Source organism: Brachybacterium halotolerans subsp. kimchii (assembly GCF_020792675.1).
Classification (GTDB): Bacteria; Actinomycetota; Actinomycetes; order Actinomycetales; family Dermabacteraceae; genus Brachybacterium; species Brachybacterium halotolerans.
Genome location: NZ_CP086254.1, coordinates 388,335 through 405,854 on the forward strand (window position 1 = coordinate 388,335; position 17,520 = coordinate 405,854).

The 17,520-nt window shown below is 72.2% G+C and carries 16 protein-coding genes; 9 read left to right on the forward strand and 7 right to left on the reverse strand.

Annotation, left to right across the window (positions count from 1 at the left end; translation table 11 throughout):
* The first annotated feature begins 202 nt into the window (after nt 1–202).
* Nucleotides 203–1,912: a 2-isopropylmalate synthase gene (leuA, locus tag Bra3105_RS01770; protein WP_228359579.1), complete on the forward strand. Its 1,710-nt coding sequence runs from the start codon at nt 203–205 to the stop codon at nt 1,910–1,912.
* A gap of 314 nt (nt 1,913–2,226) precedes the next feature.
* The gene (locus tag Bra3105_RS01775; protein WP_228358370.1) at nt 2,227–2,640 is read left to right on the forward strand and encodes a DUF1801 domain-containing protein; all 414 of its coding nucleotides are present in this window, start codon (nt 2,227–2,229) and stop codon (nt 2,638–2,640) included.
* 27 nt (nt 2,641–2,667) lie between these two features.
* Here Bra3105_RS01775 and Bra3105_RS01780 read toward each other — a convergent pair whose 3' ends face one another.
* Nucleotides 2,668–3,801 (reverse strand): EamA family transporter, encoded by a 1,134-nt coding sequence (locus Bra3105_RS01780; RefSeq protein ID WP_323188838.1) that lies wholly within the window; start codon nt 3,799–3,801, stop codon nt 2,668–2,670.
* A 111-nt stretch (nt 3,802–3,912) separates the two neighbouring features.
* Between Bra3105_RS01780 and Bra3105_RS01785 the strand changes: the two genes are divergently transcribed.
* From Bra3105_RS01785 to Bra3105_RS01800, 4 genes are all read left to right on the forward strand, one after another.
* The gene (locus Bra3105_RS01785; protein WP_228358371.1) at nt 3,913–4,833 is read left to right on the forward strand and encodes a LysR family transcriptional regulator; all 921 of its coding nucleotides are present in this window, start codon (nt 3,913–3,915) and stop codon (nt 4,831–4,833) included.
* 112 nt (nt 4,834–4,945) lie between these two features.
* Nucleotides 4,946–5,731, forward strand: coding sequence for a methyltransferase domain-containing protein (locus Bra3105_RS01790; protein WP_228358372.1), 786 nt, complete (start codon nt 4,946–4,948; stop codon nt 5,729–5,731).
* Between the two features lie 127 nt (nt 5,732–5,858).
* Nucleotides 5,859–6,590 carry a DNA repair protein RecO gene (recO, locus tag Bra3105_RS01795; RefSeq protein WP_228358373.1) on the forward strand — a complete coding sequence of 244 codons (732 nt, stop codon included), beginning with the start codon at nt 5,859–5,861 and terminating at the stop codon, nt 6,588–6,590.
* Nucleotides 6,591–6,728: 138 nt separating this feature from the next.
* On the forward strand, nt 6,729–7,544 hold the full coding sequence (locus tag Bra3105_RS01800) for an isoprenyl transferase (RefSeq protein WP_228359581.1): 816 nt from the start codon (nt 6,729–6,731) through the stop codon (nt 7,542–7,544).
* A gap of 446 nt (nt 7,545–7,990) precedes the next feature.
* Here the strand turns inward: Bra3105_RS01800 and Bra3105_RS01810 are convergent, their stop codons facing one another.
* From Bra3105_RS01810 to Bra3105_RS01825, 4 genes are read right to left on the reverse strand one after another with little or no spacing between them, the layout of a single operon-like run.
* Nucleotides 7,991–8,407, reverse strand: a complete 417-nt coding sequence (locus Bra3105_RS01810) for a Fur family transcriptional regulator (RefSeq protein WP_228358374.1) — start codon at nt 8,405–8,407, stop codon at nt 7,991–7,993.
* Between the two features lie 20 nt (nt 8,408–8,427).
* Nucleotides 8,428–9,339, reverse strand: coding sequence for a metal ABC transporter permease (locus Bra3105_RS01815; protein ID WP_228358375.1), 912 nt, complete (start codon nt 9,337–9,339; stop codon nt 8,428–8,430).
* Nucleotides 9,336–10,151, reverse strand: a complete 816-nt coding sequence (locus Bra3105_RS01820; protein ID WP_228358376.1) for a metal ABC transporter ATP-binding protein — start codon at nt 10,149–10,151, stop codon at nt 9,336–9,338. The genes Bra3105_RS01815 and Bra3105_RS01820 overlap by 4 nt, the downstream gene beginning before the upstream one ends.
* Nucleotides 10,148–11,197, reverse strand: a complete 1,050-nt coding sequence (locus tag Bra3105_RS01825; protein WP_228358377.1) for a metal ABC transporter substrate-binding protein — start codon at nt 11,195–11,197, stop codon at nt 10,148–10,150. The genes Bra3105_RS01820 and Bra3105_RS01825 overlap by 4 nt, the downstream gene beginning before the upstream one ends.
* Before the next feature lie 309 nt (nt 11,198–11,506).
* Here Bra3105_RS01825 and Bra3105_RS01830 point away from each other — a divergent pair, with 309 nt between their 5' ends.
* Nucleotides 11,507–12,898 carry a glycine--tRNA ligase gene (locus Bra3105_RS01830; protein WP_228358378.1) on the forward strand — a complete coding sequence of 464 codons (1,392 nt, stop codon included), beginning with the start codon at nt 11,507–11,509 and terminating at the stop codon, nt 12,896–12,898.
* On the opposite strand, the gene Bra3105_RS01835 is transcribed toward Bra3105_RS01830, so the two are convergent.
* Nucleotides 12,852–13,634, reverse strand: a complete 783-nt coding sequence (locus Bra3105_RS01835) for a potassium channel family protein (RefSeq protein ID WP_228358379.1) — start codon at nt 13,632–13,634, stop codon at nt 12,852–12,854. The genes Bra3105_RS01830 and Bra3105_RS01835 overlap by 47 nt on opposite strands.
* Before the next feature lie 5 nt (nt 13,635–13,639).
* A complete protein-coding gene (locus tag Bra3105_RS01840; protein ID WP_228358380.1) occupies nt 13,640–14,719 on the reverse strand; it encodes an LLM class flavin-dependent oxidoreductase in 1,080 nt (359 codons plus the stop codon).
* 178 nt (nt 14,720–14,897) lie between these two features.
* Here Bra3105_RS01840 and dusB point away from each other — a divergent pair, with 178 nt between their 5' ends.
* Together dusB and Bra3105_RS01850 are read left to right on the forward strand one after the other, a co-directional pair.
* Nucleotides 14,898–16,115 carry a tRNA dihydrouridine synthase DusB gene (gene dusB, locus Bra3105_RS01845; protein WP_228358381.1) on the forward strand — a complete coding sequence of 406 codons (1,218 nt, stop codon included), beginning with the start codon at nt 14,898–14,900 and terminating at the stop codon, nt 16,113–16,115.
* An 8-nt stretch (nt 16,116–16,123) separates the two neighbouring features.
* Nucleotides 16,124–17,467 carry a deoxyguanosinetriphosphate triphosphohydrolase gene (locus Bra3105_RS01850; RefSeq protein WP_228358382.1) on the forward strand — a complete coding sequence of 448 codons (1,344 nt, stop codon included), beginning with the start codon at nt 16,124–16,126 and terminating at the stop codon, nt 17,465–17,467.
* The last annotated feature ends 53 nt before the right edge of the window (nt 17,468–17,520 follow it).

A 17,520-nucleotide genomic window follows, 5' to 3' on the forward strand; every position in this document is an offset into this window, starting at 1 on the left:
CGAAGGATCTTCCGTGAACACCACTGCGACCAGCACCTCCCAGCCCTCCGCCTCCGGCGCGAGCGCCCCGTCGGCCCCCGCTGATCCCCGCACCGACGCGCACACCGGCGAGGTTCCCCCGGTACCGGCCCGCGCCGCGACCGCCGACCCGTCGCTCCCCGTCGTCGGCTCCGACGGCGAGACGCCCCAGCAGCCCTCGGGCATGCCGATCCACAAGTACCTGCCCTTCCACGAGCAGATCCGCGCGGAGCTGCCCGATCGCACCTGGCCCGACGTGCGCATCACCCGCGCCCCGCGCTGGTGCGCGGTCGACCTGCGCGACGGCAACCAGGCGCTCATCGACCCCATGAACGCCGAGCGCAAGCTGCGGATGTTCGAGCTGCTCGTGCGCATGGGGTACAAGGAGATCGAGGTCGGGTTCCCTGCCGCGAGCCAGACCGACTTCGACTTCGTGCGCACGCTGATCGAGGAGGACCGGATCCCCGAGGACGTCTCGATCCAGGTGCTCACCCAGTCGCGCGAGCACCTCATCGAGCGCACCTACGAGGCGATCGCCGGGGCGAAGCGGGCCGTCGTCCACCTGTACAACTCGACCTCGATCGTGCAGCGCGACGTGGTCTTCCGCTCCGACGAGGACGGCGTGCTCGACATCGCCGTGCAGGGCGCCCTGCTCTGCAAGAAGTACGAGGAGACCGTCCCGGACACGCAGATCACCTACCAGTACTCGCCGGAGTCCTTCACGGGCACCGAGCTCGAGTACGCCGTGCGCGTGTGCAACGCGGTCGCCGAGATCATCAAGCCCACCCCCGAGCGCAAGATGATCGTGAACCTGCCGGCGACCGTCGAGATGGCGACCCCGAACGTCTACGCCGACTCGATCGAGTGGATGAGCCGCCACCTGGAGCCCCGCGAGGCCATCGTGCTGTCCCTGCACCCCCACAACGACCGCGGCACCGGCGTCGCCGCCGCCGAGCTCGGCTACATGGCCGGCGCCGACCGCATCGAGGGGTGCCTGTTCGGCAACGGCGAGCGCACCGGCAACGTGGACCTGGTGACCCTGGGCCTGAACCTGTTCAGCCAGGGCGTGGACCCGCAGATCGACTTCAGCGACCTCGACGAGGTGCGCCGCACCGTCGAGCACTGCAACCAGATGCGCGTGCCGGAGCGCGTCCCCTACGGCGGCGACCTCGTGTTCACGGCCTTCTCGGGCTCCCACCAGGACGCCATCAAGAAGGGCCTGGACCGGATGGGCTCCGACGCCGAGGCCGTCGGCAAGGAGATCGACGACATGGTCTGGCGGGTGCCCTACCTGCCCGTCGACCCCAAGGACATCGGCCGCTCCTACGAGGCCGTGATCCGCGTGAACTCGCAGTCCGGCAAGGGCGGCATGGCCTACCTGCTGCGCACCGAGCACGGCCTGGACCTGCCGCGACGTCTGCAGATCGAGTTCTCCGGCATCGTCCAGAACATCACCGATTCCGAGGGCGGCGAGGTCTCCGCGGCCTCTCTGTGGGACTGCTTCACCGACGAGTACCTGCCCGCGCAGGACCCGGCCCGCACCTGGGGACGCTTCGGCTTCCACGGAGTGCACCAGGAGTCGGCCGGCGAGGGCTCGGACCGCATCACCGTCGAGCTGCGCGTGGACGACCACGAGGAGACCGTCGAAGGGTACGGCAACGGCCCGCTCGACGGCTTCGTCAAGGCCCTGGCGGGCCAGGGCGTGCAGCTGCGCATCCTCGACTACGCCGAGCACGCGCTGACCGAGGGCGACGACTCCCTGGCCGCCTCGTACATCGAGTGCGAGATCGGGGAGCGGATCTTCTGGGGCGTCGGCATCGACGGCTCGATCACCCGCGCCTCGCTGCAGGCCATCGTGTCGGCGCTGAACCGGGCCGAGCGCGCGAAGGGCTGACCGGGCGCTGCATCGTGCCGTGGAAGGGGCCGACGGGGGCATTCCCGTCGGCCCCTTCGCGTCCCCTCGTGAGACGGACTTCTCGGCCCGACGTGTCCTCCACGGCCCGACGACGTGTCATCCACGGGCCGATATGTCTTCCACCGGCCGACGTGTCCTCGACGGGCCACTGGTGGGGAGCCGTGGCATATATGGCACGGTTCCCCACCCACGGCCCTTCCAAGACACCGCACTGCCGGCGCACGGCGACCGACCTCTGGCAGGCCGCCGCTCCGCGTGCCCTCCAGCTCCTGGCGTCTGAGTAGGCTCGCGCCATGGCCCACGAGGTGAAGACGCAGCCGACGCAGGAGGATCCCGTCGCCTACTGCGCACAGCTCCCGACGCCGCGCCGCCGTGAGGAGGGCGCCCGCCTGCTCGACCTGTTCGGCGAGGTGACCGGGGTGACTCCCGTCATGTGGGGCCCGAGCATGATCGGCTACGGCGAGATGGAGTACCATGGCCGCACCTCGCACGGCACTTGGTTCCGGGTCGGCTTCAGCCCCCGGAAGGCCGCGATCTCCCTGTACGGCCTGCAGGGCGATGTCGGGGCGTCGGCGCTGCTCGAGACGCTCGGCAGGCACCGACGCGGCGCGGGCTGCGTGTACGTCAACGGCCTCAAGGACATCGACGGGGACGTGCTGCGCGAGCTCGTCGCACGGGGCTGGAGCAGCGGCATCGCGGGCTGCTGACCCGGAGCGATCCGGGCCCGGCGACCGTCAGGGGCGACCGGAGGGACCGCCGACGTCGTCGGCCTCGCCCTCCTGAGGGTCGAGGACCGGGAACTGCCCGGTGATGGCCTCCGGCTCGGCGATCGCCTGCACGGACAGCGCGGCGGGATACTCGTCGGCCGGGAGCGTCTCGAGCTCGCCGTCGCTGGGCGCTGGGCGGCCTTCCGCCCGGTCCGCATCGTCCGCGCCGCGGGCCTGGGCGCGCCGGGCGGTGATCGTGGTCCCTGCGCTCGCGGCGACCACGAGCACCACGGCGAGCAGCCCGTACACGCTGGGCACCTGTGCGAGCAGGAGCAGGCCGGCGATCGTGGCGATCGCGGGCTCGAGGCTCAGCAGGATCCCGAACACGTGCCGGGGCAGTCGACGCAGCGCCGCGAGCTCGAGGGTGTAGGGGATGACCGAGGCGAGCAGGGCGGTGGCCACGGCGAGCAGCAGGAGTCCGGGGCGGGTGACGGCGGTGAGGACGCCGCCGGTACCGAGCGGGAGCAGGGCGAGCGCTCCGATCGCGAGCGCGACCGCGAGTCCGCCCTGGCCGGGGACGTGCCTGCCCACGTGCGCGCTCGCGAGCACGTAGAACCCCCAGAACACGGCGGCGATCAGCGCGAACAGGACCCCGACGGGATCGAGGGCCCCGGCACCCGCGAGGCTCTCGAGTCCGAACATTCCGATGCCCGCGAGGGCGAGCAGCACGCAGGCCAGGTCGGCGAGGCGGCGCGAGAGGATCGCGGAGAGCACGAGCGGTCCCAGGAACTCGATCGCGACCGCGGTGCCCAGCGGGATCCGCTCGATCGCCGCGTAGAAGCTTCCGTTCATCGCACCCAGGGCGAAACCGAAGGCGACTACCGCCCGCCACTGCCCGCCGCTCCAGCCGCGCACTGCGGGGCGCACGATGACCAGCAGGATGATCGCCGCGATCCCGAGGCGCAGGCACGTCACGCCCCACGAGCCGAGCGCGGGGAACAGCTGCGCGGCGAGCGCCGCCCCGAACTGCAGTGAGGTGCACGAGCCCAGGATCATGAGCACCGCGGGAGCGACGGGGGACGAGGGGGCGGGCTGCGCGGATGCGGTCGGCGCCGTGCCGGGCTGCGCAGCGGCGGTGGAGTGCACGGACGAGGAGGTCACGGATCGATTCTCCGCTCGATCTCCCGCTCGTGGAAGATCAGCAGCGCGAGGATCCGTGCGCGATATCGTGAAGCGTTGCTGAATGGTCGGTCGAAGGCTCCAGGAGACCCGATGCTCCACCTCTCCCGGCTGCGCACGCTGCACGAGCTCGCACGCCTCGGCACCGTCGGCGCGGTCGCGCGCAGCCTCTCGTACTCGCCGTCGGCCGTCTCCCAACAGCTGGCCCAGCTCGAGAAGGGGACCGGCACGAGCCTCACCGAGCAGGTGGGCAGGCGCCTCGTGCTCACCGACGCGGGACGCGTCCTCGCCGAGCACGCCGCCGTGCTCCTGGAGGGCGTCGAGCGCGCCGAGTCCGATCTCGCCGCGACCCGGCCCGCGCTCTCGGGCGTGCTGCGGGTCGCCTCGTTCCAGTCGGTGATGCTCTCGCTCATCCCGCCCGCGCTCACGGTGCTCTCGGCCGAGCATCCCGATCTGCAGATCGAGGTCCACCAGCGGGAGGTAGAGCCCGCCTACGAGGGGCTCCTCGCCCATGAGTTCGATCTGGTGCTGGGGGAGGAGTATCTCGGGCTCGACGAGCCGCACAGACCGGGCGTCCAGCGGGAGCCGCTGCTCGAGGACCCGCTCCTGCTGGCCGTCCCGTCGTCGGGCCCATGGTGCGACCCGGAAGGAATCGAGGACCTCGCCGACGCCAGTTGGACGGCGGACCCGGAGACCGTCATGCCGGGCGTCTGGGTGCGCAACCACCTGCGCGGGCTCGGCGTCGAGCCGCGCGTGCGCTTCGAGACCATCGACCTTCTCCTGCAGGCGCATCTGGTGCGCTCGGGACACGCGGTCGCGATCATCCCCGGACTCGTGGCGCGCGAGCACCTGGGGTCGGCGAGGCTCCTCGAGCTCGCCGGTGCGCCCCGTCGGCGGGTCCATACGGCGGTGCGCAGCGGCCGCCGTGATCACCCGGCCACACGGGCGCTGCGCACGGCCCTCGCGGAGGCCGCCGCCTCGCTGGATTCCGCGGTCCCGCCGAAACTCTCTTGAGATCAAGATAAAGTGGGTGTGCGCCGTGCCGCACTGCGCAGGGTCGCCCTGCACCGGACCGCACCGCACCGCACAGGCCCGCAACAGCCCCGCACCCACAGATGGAGTCCCGATGACGCCCCCAGCTCCCGTCCCGCCGCACACCTGGAGCCCCTCGCAGTACCTCGCCTTCGGCGACGAGCGCGGCCGGCCGTTCCTCGACCTCACCTCGCGCATCGGCGCGCAGGCGCCGGGCCTCGTCGTCGACCTCGGCGCCGGGCCCGCGACGCTCACCGCCCTGCTCGCCCGGCGCTGGCCCGAGGCGGAGGTGGTCGCCGTGGACTCGAGCCCCGCGATGATCGAGCTCGCCGCGACGGTCGACGGAGTGCGCGCCGAGCTCGCGGACCTCAGCACCTGGCGCGCCCCGCGGCCGGTCGACGTCCTGGTGACCAACGCCGCCCTGCAGTGGGTCCCCGGCCACCCCGACCTGCTCCCGCAGCTGATCGACCAGGTCGCCCCCGGCGGCTGGTTCGCCATGCAGGTGCCCGGCAACTTCGACGAGCCCAGCCACACGATCCGCCGCGATCTCGCCTCGCAGCATCCCTTCGCCGAGCACCTCGAGGGCATCGCGAGCCCCGCCTCCCACGACGCCGCGACCTATCTGCGCGTGCTCCAGGGAGCCGGCTGCGAGGTCGACGCCTGGGAGACGACCTACCTGCACGTCCTGCACGGCGAGGACCCGGTCTTCGAGTGGGTCAGCGGCACGGGGGCGCGGCCCACGCTGCAGGCCCTGCCTCCCGATCTGCGAGAGCGCTTCGTCGCCGCGTTCAAGGAGCGGCTGCGCGAGGCCTACCCCGACGACGGCCACGGGGTCGTGCTCCCGTTCCGCAGGATCTTCGCCGTCGCGCGCCGGGCCTGATCCTGCACCATCCGACGGGGCACGGGCCGACGAGATGCGGGCCGACGAGGCGCGCACCGACGGGGCACGGGCCGACGGGGCGCGGCGGCCGCCGCCCGTCGGCCCCCGGCGGTAGATTCGACCCATCATGCAGAAGCTCTACCGGGACGACGCGATCGTCCTGCGCACCCACCCGCTCGGCGAGGCCGACCGCATCATCACCCTGCTGACGCGACGCCACGGGAAGGTGCGCGCCGTGGCGAAGGGCGTGCGGCGCACCGGCAGCCGCTTCGGGGCGCGCCTGGAGCCCTTCACCCTCGTGGACCTGCAGCTGCACGCGGGACGGAACCTGCACACCGTCACCCAGGCCGTGACCATCGAGGGCTTCGCAGGCCCCATCGCCGCGGACTACTCGCGCTACACCGCCGCCACCGCCATGCTCGAGACCACGGACCGCCTCACCGACGACGTCGTGGATCCCTCCCAGCGCGGATTCCTGCTGCTCGTGGGGGCGATGCGGACCGTCGCCGCAGGAGCGATCCCCGCCTCGCTCGTGCTCGACTCGTTCCTGCTGCGCACCCTGGCGCTGGCCGGCTGGTCGCCCGAGCTGCGCGTGTGCGCGACCTGCGGGGCCGACGGGCCCCACCACGCCTTCGACGTCTCGGCGGGCGGCCTCGTATGCACCGCGTGCCGCCGTCCCGGCGCCGTCGCGATCCGGCAGGCGGCGATCGAGCACATGATCTTCCTCATGGCGGGCGACTGGGAGAACGTCCTGGACTCCGAGCAGACTACGCGCGAGGAGGCCAGCCGCCTGATCGCCGATACGATCACCTGGCACCTGGAGCGATCGGTCCGCTCCCTGGGGTACGTCGAGCGCTGAGGAGCAGTCGTGGCACGCAGGAGCACGCAGCGGAGGGAACGGCCCGGCGCGGAGCGCGCCGCGCGCGGTGACGCCGGACGCCGGCAGGCCGATGCCCCGCGCCGTCCCGAGGAGCCCTTCGCGCATCCCAGCGGAGCGCTGCCCCCGCAGCTGCCGCCGCAGACCATCCCCGGGCACGTCGCTGTCGTCATGGACGGCAACGGGCGCTGGGCGAACCAGCGCGGACTGCCGCGCACCGCGGGCCACGAGGCCGGAGAGGCGGCGCTGCTCGACGTTGTCGCGGGCGCCCTGCAGATCGGCGTCACCCACCTCTCGGCCTACGCATTCTCCACCGAGAACTGGAAGCGCTCCCCGGACGAGGTCCGCTTCCTCATGGGCTTCTCCCGCGACGTGCTGCGCCGCCAGCGCGACACCCTGCACTCCTGGGGGGTGCGCATCCGCTGGATCGGCCGCGAGCAGCGGCTGTGGAGCTCTGTCATCAAGGAGCTCAAGGAGGCCGAGCGACTCACCGCCGGCAACACCCGCATGACCCTGTACATGTGCGTGAACCACGGCGGCCGCGCCGAGATCGTCGACGGCATCCGCGAGGTCGCGGCGCTGGCCAGGGAGGGCCGCCTGAGCCCGCGCGCGATCACGGAGTCCTCGTTCCGCCGGTACCTCGACGACCCCGAGATGCCCGACGTCGACCTCTTCCTGCGCACGAGCGGCGAGCAGCGCACGTCGAACTTCCTGCTCTGGGAGGCCGCCTACGCGGAGCTCGTGTTCGTCCCCGAGCTGTGGCCGGACGTGGATCGCCGCGTGCTGTGGCGCGCGGTCACCGAGTACGCGCGGAGGGATCGTCGCTACGGGGGAGCGGTGGACGCTCCGACTCCCGAGGCTCCGGGGGGAGCGTCTCCCGACGCTCCGGCGCCGGGGTCTCCCGCGCCCGACGCTCGCGCGACCGGCGGCGTCTGAGCACGAGCACGACCACCATCGCGATGACGAGCGCGAGCACCAGGATCGCGACCCAGGGGCTCAGCAGGAACAGCTCGATCCAGGTGATCACGACGGCCAGTCCAATCGTCGCGTAGATGACGGCCCAGGCGAGGCCGCCGATGAGCAGTGCCGGGACGTAGCGCACCGCCGGCATGCGGGTGAGGCCGGCCGAGAGGTTCGCCGCGGTCTGGAAGCCGACGGTGAGGAAGCTCAGCGCCACGACGGGCGCGCCCCACCGGTTCACGATCGTGATCGCACGATCCACCGACGGGCTCTCGATCATCCTCGCGAGCCGCCCCCGGTGCGCGAGCCGGTGCGCACCGCGCCCCAGCAGGTACGTGCCGCCCGCGCGGCACAGCACGATCACCCAGAGCAGGCCGACGGCCGGAAGCAGCGGGAGCGAGCCGATCCAGTCGAGCACCCCGTCACGCCCCGGAGGAGGAGGCGTCGTCGGACGGGGCGCTCGAGTGCTCGGGGCACAGACCGAAGATCTCCATGGTGTGGTCGACGTCGGTGAAGCCGTGCTCGCGGGCCACACGGCGCGCCCAGTCCTCGACCTGCGGCGCCTGGAACTCGACGGTGCGCCCGCACTCCCGGCACACGAGGTGGTGATGGTGGCCGCTCTGCGCGCACTGGCGGTAGATGGACTCGCCGTCGTCGGTCACGAGCACGTCGACCTGGCCGCCGTGGGCCATGGTCTGCAGGTTCCGGTACACGGTGGCCAGGCCCACGGTCTCGCCGTCGGCCCGCATCTGCTCGTGGATCTGCTGCGCGCTGCGGAAGTCGTCCTGACGGCCGAGCGCGTCGAGGATCGCGGTGCGCTGCCTCGTGTTTCGCTGCATGCTCACCATCATCCCAGGACTCAGCGGTCCGCGGGCATCGGTTCGCTCACGCCTGAACGGCTCTCGGCCTCGGTCCGTCGTGCGCGCAGGCGCTGGACGATCGGACGCAGGATCAGGCTCACGGCGTAGCAGGCGATCGTGAGCAGCACGATCACGCCTCCGGGCGGCAGGTCCACGTAGGCGGTGAGCACGAGCCCGCCCAGCGCGCACACGACCGCGACGGCCATCGCGGTGCGCATCGTGCGGGTGAAGCCCACGACCACGCTCTGGGCGGCGGCGACCGGGACGACCATGAGGGCGGAGACCATGAGCGCGCCGACGATCCGCATCGCGAGGGTCACGGTGAGCGCCGCGATCACGGCGATGAGGATGTTCATCGCCCGCACGGGCAGGCCCGAGGCGCGCGCGAACTCCTCGTCGCCCGTCACCGTGTACAGCACGCGGCTGAGCCCGATGCCGATCACCATGACGATCACGGCGAGGACCACCGCGATCACGAGGTCGGTCGCGGTGACCGTCGCGAGCGAGCCGAAGAGGTAGCCGACGAGGCTCTGCGAGCCGCCGCCCGCGAGCTGGATGATGACGACGCCGCCCGCGATGCCGCCGTAGAAGAGGATCGCGAGGGCGACATCGCGGCTCGTGTGCCCGACCTCGCGCACGATCTCGATGACGACGGCACCGATCACGGAGGCGACGAGCGCTCCGGGTATCGCGAGCAGGTCCTGCGGGGAGGCGCTGATCCAGGCGCCGACGAGCCAGCCGACGGCCACTCCCGTGAGCGCCACGTGCCCGAGGCCGTCGCCGAGCAGCGAGAGGTTCTTCTGGACGAGGTACGTGCCCACGATCGGCGCGGTGAGGCCGATGAGCACGGCGATGATCAGCGGGTAGCGCATGATGTCGCTCGTCAGCAGGTCCCAGGGTGCGATGGTCATGGGTGGATCTCCTGTCCCAGGCACTCCTCGTGCAGCGCCTGGTGGTCGTGTCCGGGGTCGAACAGCGGGCGATCCTCGGGCGCTCCGTCGTGGACGACGCGACCTCGGTCCAGGACCACGGCGCGACGCACGTCCTCGCTCAGCGGGCCGAGCTCGTGCAGCACCACGACCACCGTGGTGCCGCGCTGGGAGAGACGGCGGAAGATCGCGGCGATCGCGTCCTGCGTCGCGACGTCGACGCCCGAGAAGGGCTCGTCGAGCACGAGCAGCTGCGGGGAGCGCACCAGGGCGCGCGCGATCATCACGCGCTGTCGCTGTCCGCCGGACATCTGGGTGATCGGCCGGTCGGCCATTCCGGAGAGGCCGACGTCCGAGAGCAGCGAGTCCACGCGCGGGTCGTGGAGCCGGGAGAACCAGCGGCCCGGCCCGAGCAGCCCGGTGGCGACGGTCTCCCGGGCGGTCGCCGGGATCGATCCGCCGCCCGCGGCGAACTGCGGGACGTAGCCGACCTTCGCATGGACCCTCCGGTCCTTCACGGGGCGGCCGAAGAGGCTGATCGTGCCGGCGCTCGCGGCCTGGACGCCGACCATCGCGCGCAGCAGCGTCGACTTGCCGGAGCCGTTCGCCCCGAGCAGGCCCACGAGCTCGCCGGCGGCGACCTCGAGGGACACGTCGTGCAGCACCGGGGCGCCGCCGAGGTCCACGTCCAGGTGCTCGACCCGGACCGCCGGGGGCGCGGCGGGGGAGGCGGACGCGGGTGGTGTGGAGGATCGGGGCGTGGGGGAGGCGGACGTGGAGGGGGCCGGCGTCATGACCAGCTCGCCACGAGCTTCGTGCAGTTCTCGCGCATGACGGCAGGGTAGTCCGCGTCCTCGGAGAGCTGGGTCTCGAGGTTGTCGAGCTCCTCGGCCTTCGCCCCCACGTTATCCGCGAGCGTCTCGGCGACCTTCGGCGACGCGGTCGTCTCGAAGAAGACCGTCGTCACGTGCTGGTCCTTGATGACCTTCTGCAGCTGCAGGAGGCGCTTGGGGGAGGGCTCGACCTCGGGATCGATCCCGGTGATGCCGATCTGCTCGAGGCCGTAGCGGTCGGCGAGGTAGGCGAAGGCGGTGTGGCTGGTGACGAAGGGCTTGTCGCCCTTCACGGCGTCGAACTCCTTCTTCAGCTCGGCGTCCAGGTCCTCGAGGGCGCTGCGGGCGCTCGCGCCGTTCTCCCGGAACGTCGAGGCATTGTCCGGATCGGCCTTCGCGAGGTGCTCGCCGATGGCCTCGGCGACCTTCCCGAGGCGCACGGGATCGTTCCAGAAGTGCGGGTCGAGGGCGCCGTGGTCGTGGCCCTCGTGTCCGCCCTCGTCGGACGCGCCCTCCTCGGACTCCTCGTCGCCGTGATCGTGCTCGTCCTCCTCGCCGCTGCCGGAGAGCATGGTGACGACGGTGGACACGTCCAGCGTGGCGTCCGAGAGGTCCTTCGAGGAGATCGCGTCGTCGAGGGAGGCCTGGAAGCCGGGGATCTGCACGATCAGCGCCGCCTCCTGGACCTGCGCGACCTGGGCGACGGAGAGCTCGAGGTCGTGGGGGTCGACGCCGGGCTGGGCGAGGCTCACCACCTCGGCGAGGTCGCCGGCCACCTGCTGCGCGGCGTAGGTGAGGCCGTAGCAGCCCGTGATGACGACGGGCTTCCCGGAGGATCCGGACGTCCCTCCGCACGCGCTCAGCGCGAGACCGGCCGCGCCGATGCCTGCGAGGCCCAGCAGCGATCGTCGCGTGGTCGTCGTCGAGCGCAGGAGTGCGGGCGCTGCGGCGGCGTCGGACGGGTGCGTGCGCGAGGGGCGGCGGGGGGAGCGGGGCGTGGCGAACATGAGAGTGATTATCAGAGTTGACCTCGTCCGAGTGCAAGCTCGCGGCGCTCGAGGAGGTGGCGGATGTGGCGCGCATCGCGCCTCGTCGGCCGACGGGGGAGCGGACCCCCGGCGGCGCGCCGGGTCGGTCCTGGCGCGCGCCGACGCCGGGCGCGTTCGTCGATATGCTGGACGCTCGTCCCGGCGCTCCGCCCGCCGTCGCGGCCCACGCCGCACCTGGATCCGTCGCACCCCTCCGCGTCCTCGCGCAGGGCCGGCCTCCAGGGCCTCCGCGGAGCGCCACCACCGCCGCATCGCAGGAGTCACACCGTGGCCAAGGCCCCCGCCAGCACCCTGGACAACGTCATCGCCCTCGCCAAGAAGCGCGGGTTCGTGTTCCCCTCGGGCGACATCTACGGCGGCACCCGCTCCGCCTGGGACTACGGTCCCCTCGGCGTCGAGCTCAAGGAGAACATCCGCAAGCAGTGGTGGCGCACCTTCGTGCAGGGCCGTGAGGACATGGTCGGCCTGGACTCGGCCATCATCCTGCCCACGCGCGTGTGGGAGGCCTCCGAGCACGTCAAGACCTTCACCGACCCGCTGGTGGAGTGCCGCAGCTGCCACAGCCGGTTCCGCGAGGACCACCTCCTCGAGGCCTTCGAAGAGAAGAAGGGCCGCGCCCCCGAGGGCGGGCTGGCCGAGGTGCCGTGCCCGAACTGCGGCACCCGCGGCGAGTACACCGAGCCGCAGCAGTTCTCGGGGCTCATGAAGACCTACCTGGGCGCCGTGGACAACGAGTCCGGGCTGCACTACCTGCGGCCCGAGACCGCGCAGGGCATCTTCGTGAACTTCCTGAACGTGGTGACCGCCGCGCGCCAGAAGCCGCCCTTCGGCATCGGCCAGGTCGGCAAGGCGTTCCGCAACGAGATCACGCCCGGCAACTTCATCTTCCGCACCCGCGAGTTCGAGCAGATGGAGATCGAGTTCTTCACCCCGCCCGAGCAGGCCCAGGAGTGGTTCGACCGCTGGGTCGAGGACTGCTGGAACTGGTTCGTGGACCTGGGCATCGACCCCGACCACATGCGCCGCTTCGACGTCCCAGAGGCGGATCGCGCCCACTACTCCGACGGCACCATCGACATCGAGTACAGCTTCGGCTTCCAGGGCGGGCAGTGGGGCGAGCTCATGGGCATCGCCAACCGCACGGACTTCGACCTGGGGCGCCACACGGAGGTCTCCGGCACGAAGATGCAGTACTTCGACCAGGCCTCGGGCGAGCGGTACACGCCGTACGTCATCGAGCCCAGCTTCGGGCTCACGCGTTCGATGATGGCCTTCCTGGTCGACGCCTATCGCGAGGACGAGGCCCCCAACACCAAGGGCGGCGTCGACACCCGGACCGTGCTGGGCCTCGACCCGCGCCTCGCGCCCGTCAAGGTCGCCGTGCTGCCGCTGTCCAAGAGCGAGGACCTGGTCCCGCGCGCCCGGGCCCTGGCCGACGAGCTGCGCCCGCTGTGGAACGTCGAGATGGACGTCTCGCAGGCGATCGGCCGCCGCTACCGCCGCCAGGACGAGATCGGCACGCCCTTCTGCATCACGGTCGACTTCGACACCGCCGAGGACCAGGCCGTGACCATCCGCGAGCGCGACTCGATGGAGCAGACCCGCGTGGCCCTCACCGATGTGAAGGGCTACCTGGCGCAGCGTCTGATCGGGGCCTGACGGAGGACCGGTCGGCGTCGGCCGGGGGCTGCGGGGCGTCGTGCCCCGTGGCCCCCGTCCCGGCGGTCGCCGGGGTGCGGACCTGGCCGATGAGCCAGCTCGCGAAGGTCGCGGTGATGACGCCGACGAGGGCGATCCCGCAGATCATGAGGCCGACGGCGATCAGCCGACCCGGCAGCGTCACCGGGGTGTAGTCGCCGTAGCCGACGGTCGTGATGGTCGCGATCGCCCACCAGAGCGAGTCGCCGATGGTCTCGATGTTCCCTCCGGGCGCGCCCCGTTCGACGTCGAGCACGCCCACGGCGGCCACCCACGTCACCAGGGAGGACGCACCGACCACGTAGGTGACCACGCGCCCGCGCACGAGGGCGCCCGCGTGCCGCTGCAGCAGCACCACCAGCGAGATGAACCGCGCCAGACGCAGCATGGCGAGGCCCGGGAAGATCACCAGCGCGAGGTCGAGCGGATGGCGCACGATCCAGCGCAGACGGTGCTGCGCGAGGACGAGGCTGACCACGTAGTCGACGGCGAAGGCCGCCCACACCACCCAGGTGATCCCGTTGAGAAGATGTCGCACGAGCCCGTCCGGCTGCGCGATCACCTGCACGGAGTAGGACGCGAGGAACAGCAGCGAGATCGAGAGCAGCGGCCAGCGCGTGGTCCGCTCCCAGCGCGCCGCCCGATCCCCGCGAGCCGTGCGCGTGCCGTGCGGGGCGTCCCCGGCTCCCGGATCCATGCGCCTCAGGCCCATGCCTGCCGCAGCGACGGCGCCACCTGCTCGGCGAAGACCGTGGTGAGCCGGCGGACCACGTCGTAGGGATGGCCGAAGGGGAGCGCGAGGATCGCCTCGTCGGCCGCCTGCAGGGCGACGTCGTCGGCGAGGAAGCGCGCAACCTCCTCGGGGGAGTCCGCGACGACGCGTCCGAAGGCGGCCGGCCGGCCGCCGATCATCGCCGTGCCCTCGCGCATCGCCGCCTGCCGCTCCCGGTCCCGCTCGATGAGGTGCGCGAAATCGTCCAGATCCGACCGGCGCGTGACCGGAAGCACCTGCCGACTCGCGGAGACGTGCCCCTCTCCGTGGCCGGATGTCCGGCTCGCGACGCGGTAGGCCTCGATCAGCTCCCTCTGCAGCTCCTCGAAGGAACGGCCCGTGCCGTCGGCCGGCTGCAGGGTCGAGACCTGTAGGCCGATCCCGAGCCGGCCCGCCCTCTCGGCGCTCGCGATCGAGCCGGCGCCGTAGGCGATGCGCGAGCGGAGGCCGGGGGCCTGCGGGCGCACGCGCAGCGGTGTGCCGGCGTCCTCGGTCTCGAAGAACTCGTCCGCGGTCGCGACCACCTCGCCGTCGACGAAGGCGAGCAGGTCCTCGAGCACCTGGTCGACCCGTGCGCGCACGTCGCCGTCGACCGGGCCGAAGGCGCGCTCGTTCACGGCGTCCTGCTTCGCGTACCCGGATCCCACGCCCAGACGCAGGCGGCCGCCGGCGAGCAGATCCGTGGTCGCGGCGTCCTCGGCGAGACGGCCCGCCTGCTCGAAGCGCAGAGGGATCAGCGCGGTGCCGAGCGCCATCGTGCGCGTGCGCTCGGCGGCGGCCGCGAGGAAGGGGAGCGGCGCGGAGAGGAAGTCCTGGAGATGACGGTGCCGGACGTATCCCGCGTCGATCCCCATGCCCTCGGCCCGCTCGAAGAGGTCGAGGCCGTCGTCGAGACCCTGGGAGCGCCCGCCCGCCGTGCGCGCGGGCTCGATGCCCGTGTGGTCGACGAAGGCGAGGAAGCCCAGACTCCGGGGCCGACGTCGATCGGGGGAGTGCGTCTGCGTGGTCATCGGTCCTCCGTGGGGGAGTCGAGTGGGGCCGCGGGTACGCGCTGCTGGTCGCTCACCTGGGGCATAGCCGCATCGTAGGCGCGCAGGCCCTCTCACGGGTCCTCCCCCTGCCCCTCCGATGCACATCACCCTTCCCGGGCCTCCCGGTGCGGCACAGGGGATGGGACAATCGGCGGTGATGACCACCCTCGACGCCCCCACCGCACCGAGCTCCCCGGCGTCCCCGTCCGCGGAGCCGCAGCGGCGCACCCTCGCCATCGGCCCGCACACCGTCGACACGCCCGTCGTGCTCGCGCCGATGGCCGGCATCACGAACATGGCCTTCCGCCTGCTGTGCCGCGAGTTCGGCGCGCTGCACTCGGAGGACGACGGCGGTCTGTTCGTCTCCGAGATGGTGACCTCTCGCGCCCTCGTCGAGGACCACGCGGAGTCATGGCGCCTGGTGACGATGGGGGAGCGCGAGACGCCGCGCTCGGTCCAGCTCTACGGCGTGGACCCGACCACCGTGCGCCGCGCGGTCGAGATGCTCGTCGAGCGCGACCGCGCCGACCACATCGACCTGAACTTCGGCTGCCCGGTGCCCAAGGTGACGCGCCGCGGCGGGGGCGGCATCCTGCCCTGGAAGACCGAGCTGTTCACGCGCATCGTCCGCGGGGCCGTCGAGGCCGCCGGGGACGTCCCGGTCACCGTGAAGACCCGCATGGGCATCGACGAGGACCATCTGACGTACCGCGACGCCGGCCTGATCGCCCAGGAGGTCGGCGCGTCCGCGATCGCGCTGCACGGGCGCACCGTCGTCCAGCACTACAGCGGCCAGGCGCACTGGGAGGCCATCGCGGACCTCAAGCAGCTGGTCACCGACATCCCCGTCCTCGGCAACGGCGACATCTGGTCGGCCGAGGACGCCCTGCGCATGGTCGAGGAGACCGGCGCCGACGGCGTCGTCGTCGGCCGCGGCTGCCAGGGCCGCCCGTGGCTGTTCGCAGACCTCGCCGCCGGCTTCGCGGGCCGTCCCGAGCGCATCCGTCCCACCCTCGGCGACGTCGCCCGCACCATGCGCCGCCACGGCGAGCTCCTCGTGGAGTTCTTCGAGGACGAGGGCCGCGGCATGCGCGACCTGCGCAAGCACGTCGCGTGGTACTTCAAGGGGTATCCCGTCGGCGGCGAGATGCGGCACCGGCTCGCGACCATGGAGTCGCTCGCCGACCTCGACGCGAAGCTCGCCGAGCTGGATCTCGACTCGCCCTACCCCGGGGCCGACGCCGAAGGGCCCCGCGGCCGCGCCGGCACCCCCAAGCGAGCGGTCTGCCCCGAGGGATGGATGGATTCCCGGGAGCTGAGCGACGAGCACCGCGCCCGCCTCCACGAGGCCGAGCTGGACACCTCGGGAGGATGAGCGCCCGCATGGAGCACCTGACGCAGCGGGGCACCTCCGCGGACTCCCCGCTGGTCGCCCTCCCGCCGGGGTACACGGCCTCCGACCAGGAGCGCTGGGGCGAGGAGCCTCCCAAGTCGCACACCCGCACGCCCTTCCAGAGGGACCGCGCGCGCGTCCTGCACTCCTCGGCGCTGCGTCGCCTCGGTGCGAAGACCCAGGTCCTGGGCGCCGGCGCCAACGACTTCGTGCGCACCCGCCTCACCCACTCCCTCGAGGTCGCCCAGGTGGGCCGCGACATCGGCGCGGCCCTCGGCTGCGATCCCGACGTGGTCGACGCCGCCTGCCTCTCGCACGATCTCGGCCACCCGCCGTTCGGCCACAACGGCGAGAAGGTGCTCGACGAGCTCGCATCCGGCATCGGCGGCTTCGAGGGCAACGCGCAGACCCTGCGCCTGCTCACGCGGCTCGAGCCCAAGCTCATCGGGGCCGACCGCCCCTTCGGGCTGAACCTCACCCGCGCCACGGTGGACGCCGCGATCAAGTACCCGTGGCGCCGCGGCGAGGGACCGGACCCCGCTTCCTCGAAGTTCGGCGTCTACCCCGATGACCAGGGCGTCTTCGACTGGGCGCGGGACGGCGCTCCGGGCATCCGCAAGTGCTCCGAGGCGCAGGTCATGGACATCAGCGACGACATCGCCTACTCGGTGCACGACATCGAGGACTCGGTCACCGGCGGCGCCCTCGACCTCGCAGTCCTGGCGGACCCGATGGAGCGCGCCGCCGCGCTGTACGTCGTCCAGGACTGGTACACGCCGACCGACCCGATCGACGTGCTCGACGCGGCCCTCGCCCGTCTCGAGGACCAGCCCTGGTGGGTGCTGCGCTACACCGGCTCGATGCGGGACGCCGCCGCGCTCAAGGACATGGCCAGCCAGCTCATCGGCCGCTTCACCCACGCCGTCGTCGAGGCGACGCGCGAGCGCCACGGAGACGGCCCGATCGCGCGCTTCGCCGGGGAGGTCGTCGTCCCCGAGGAGACGCGGCTGGAGATCTCGGTGCTCAAGGGGCTCGCGGCCGCCTACGTCATGAGCTCCGCGGCCCAGCGGCCCGTCTACACGCAGCAGGAGCAGATCCTGCGGGATCTCTACGCGCATCTCTGGAACACCGGCAGCGTGCATCTCAGCCCGATCTTCTCCGAGCTCTGGGAGGATGCCCAGGACGATGCCGGAAGGGCCCGCGTCGTCATCGACCAGATCGCCTCGTTCACCGACGTCACCGCGCGTCGCCTGCACGAGACGCTCTACCGCGGCGGCACCACGCACGTGACCGCCGCGGACACGCCGCTCCCGGGACTCGGTTCGGACCTGTAGCGGCGGGGGAGCGCCCGCAGCACCACGAGAAGGACCGAAGGAGGGGACGAGGA

Coding starts and splice junctions, on each gene's coding strand:
- recO (WP_228358373.1), top strand. CDS start 5,859: ATGCAGAAGCTCTACCGGGACGACGCGATCGTCCTGCGCACCCACCCG.
- Bra3105_RS01815 (WP_228358375.1), bottom strand. CDS start 9,339: ATGACCATCGCACCCTGGGACCTGCTGACGAGCGACATCATGCGCTAC.
- Bra3105_RS01790 (WP_228358372.1), top strand. CDS start 4,946: ATGACGCCCCCAGCTCCCGTCCCGCCGCACACCTGGAGCCCCTCGCAG.
- dusB (WP_228358381.1), top strand. CDS start 14,898: ATGACCACCCTCGACGCCCCCACCGCACCGAGCTCCCCGGCGTCCCCG.
- Bra3105_RS01820 (WP_228358376.1), bottom strand. CDS start 10,151: ATGACGCCGGCCCCCTCCACGTCCGCCTCCCCCACGCCCCGATCCTCC.
- leuA (WP_228359579.1), top strand. CDS start 203: ATGCCGATCCACAAGTACCTGCCCTTCCACGAGCAGATCCGCGCGGAG.
- Bra3105_RS01785 (WP_228358371.1), top strand. CDS start 3,913: ATGCTCCACCTCTCCCGGCTGCGCACGCTGCACGAGCTCGCACGCCTC.
- Bra3105_RS01850 (WP_228358382.1), top strand. CDS start 16,124: ATGGAGCACCTGACGCAGCGGGGCACCTCCGCGGACTCCCCGCTGGTC.
- Bra3105_RS01775 (WP_228358370.1), top strand. CDS start 2,227: ATGGCCCACGAGGTGAAGACGCAGCCGACGCAGGAGGATCCCGTCGCC.
- Bra3105_RS01840 (WP_228358380.1), bottom strand. CDS start 14,719: ATGACCACGCAGACGCACTCCCCCGATCGACGTCGGCCCCGGAGTCTG.
- Bra3105_RS01825 (WP_228358377.1), bottom strand. CDS start 11,197: ATGTTCGCCACGCCCCGCTCCCCCCGCCGCCCCTCGCGCACGCACCCG.
- Bra3105_RS01835 (WP_228358379.1), bottom strand. CDS start 13,634: ATGGATCCGGGAGCCGGGGACGCCCCGCACGGCACGCGCACGGCTCGC.
- Bra3105_RS01810 (WP_228358374.1), bottom strand. CDS start 8,407: ATGCAGCGAAACACGAGGCAGCGCACCGCGATCCTCGACGCGCTCGGC.